1 protein-coding gene is annotated in these 1,830 nt (G+C 47.7%); it reads right to left on the reverse strand.

Annotated elements, in window-relative coordinates:
* Positions 1-169 precede the first annotated feature (169 nt).
* Entirely contained in the window at positions 170-1,684 is a 1,515-nt protein-coding gene (locus ACEW8F_RS08600; RefSeq protein ID WP_373483065.1) for a YifB family Mg chelatase-like AAA ATPase, read from the reverse strand.
* Positions 1,685-1,830: the final 146 nt, after the last annotated feature.

Genomic DNA, 1,830 nt, shown 5'->3' on the forward strand with positions numbered 1-1,830 from the left:
TCAAGCGGGCAGGATATCCCAATTTTTATGATTATTATCTGCAAGTAACGGTGTGAACTCTGGAACCGCCGTATACCGAACGGTACGTACGGTGGTGTGGGAGGTCGGCTGATCAATTAATGGTCAGCCTCCTACCCGATGCGAGGAAAAAATCGGCTTAGGTGGCTCATTATGATAACCGGGTCATGCCCCGGTACTGAATCGCTTCCGACAAGTGGGCAATCTGGATGGTTTCAGACCCGTCCAAATCGGCAATGGTACGGGCTAGTTTTAAGATCCGGTGATAACCCCGGGCACTGAGTTTCATTTTGGTATAAACCTTTTCCATCAGAGTTTCTTCGGCCGGACCAAGCTGGCAGAAGGTCTCCATCAGTTTGGGCGTGAGCTGGGCATTATAGAAAATGTCAAGTTCTGCATAGCGCGCATTTTGCCGTTCTCTGGCAGCATCCACCCGTATCTTAATCGTCTGAGAGGTTTCACCTTTGGGTTTAGTTTGAAGCTCATCATAGGTGGTACTGGGGATCTCTACAAAAATATCCAGTCGATCCATTAGTGGGCCGGAGATTTTACCCTGATAGTTTTTAATCTGCTGGGGGGTGCAAATACACTCATGGGCTGGGTCGGTGAGGTAACCGCAGGGACAGGGATTCATCGAGGTGATTAGGGTAAAGCTGGCGGGAAAGGTCAGGGAAGCATTGACCCGGGAAATGGTGACCTCCTGGTCTTCGATGGGCTGACGCAAAACTTCCAGTGCTGATTTTTGAAACTCGGGCAGTTCATCAAGAAAAAGAACACCCAGGTGAGCCAGGGAAACCTCTCCGGGCTTGGGAATCCGACCGCCTCCGACCAGGGAAATTTTGGAAATAGTGTGGTGGGGGGAGCGGAAAGGCCGTTGACTCATGATGGCATTGTTTTTTAACAGTCCGGAAATACTATGGATCTTCGTTATTTCAAGGGCTTCATCAAGGGTGAGATCCGGCAAAATGGAAGGAAAACCTTTGGCCAGCATCGTCTTTCCGGAGCCGGGGGGTCCGCTCATCAAGACGTTGTGTGCTCCGGCGGCAGCTATTTCTAACGCTCGTTTGGCCAGATCCTGGCCGCGAATGTCGGAAAAATCGATGCTATGACAGCTGTTTTCGACGGTCAGGAGAGTATTGAGATCGACTTTGAAGGGTTCGATGATCAGTTCGTTTTTTAAAAAAGAGACGGCTTCATGGAGATCTGTTAATGGATAGACATTAACATTCTGAACCACCGCTGCTTCATGACGGTTTTCAAAGGGGACCAGAATATTAGATATACCAGCTTCTTTTGCGGCCAGTACCATCGGTAATACCCCATTGACACTTCTTATTTCGCCGCTGAGGGATAATTCTCCGATGATCAGATAATTTTCAGGATGATCCCAGGTCAGCTGATCCGAAGCGTTTAAAATACCCAGAGCAATGGCCAGATCAAATGCCGGCCCTTCTTTTTTCAGGTCTGCGGGAGCAAGATTAATGGTGATCCGGTCCATGGGATATTTAAAACCATTATTTTTCACGGCTGAAAAAACCCGATCCTTGGATTCCTTGATACCGGTATCTGGAAGACCCACCAGTGAATAGGAGGGTAATCCTCGGGATATATCGATTTCAACAGTGACAATTACGCCATTTACCCCTAAAAGTCCGCTACTTTTTATCTGTGATAACTCAAACTTCGCACATTAAAAACACCCTAAAACGTTGATGCAAAGGACTTTCCCTGAAAAATATCCATTCAGGCGCAGGGTTTGAGACTGCTTTTTATCATTGCCGGTAAATTCTGAAGGAACTGATCGAGCAGAAT

The sequence above is a fragment of the Acetobacterium sp. genome (assembly GCF_041752335.1).
GTDB lineage: Bacteria > Bacillota > Clostridia > Eubacteriales > Eubacteriaceae > Acetobacterium.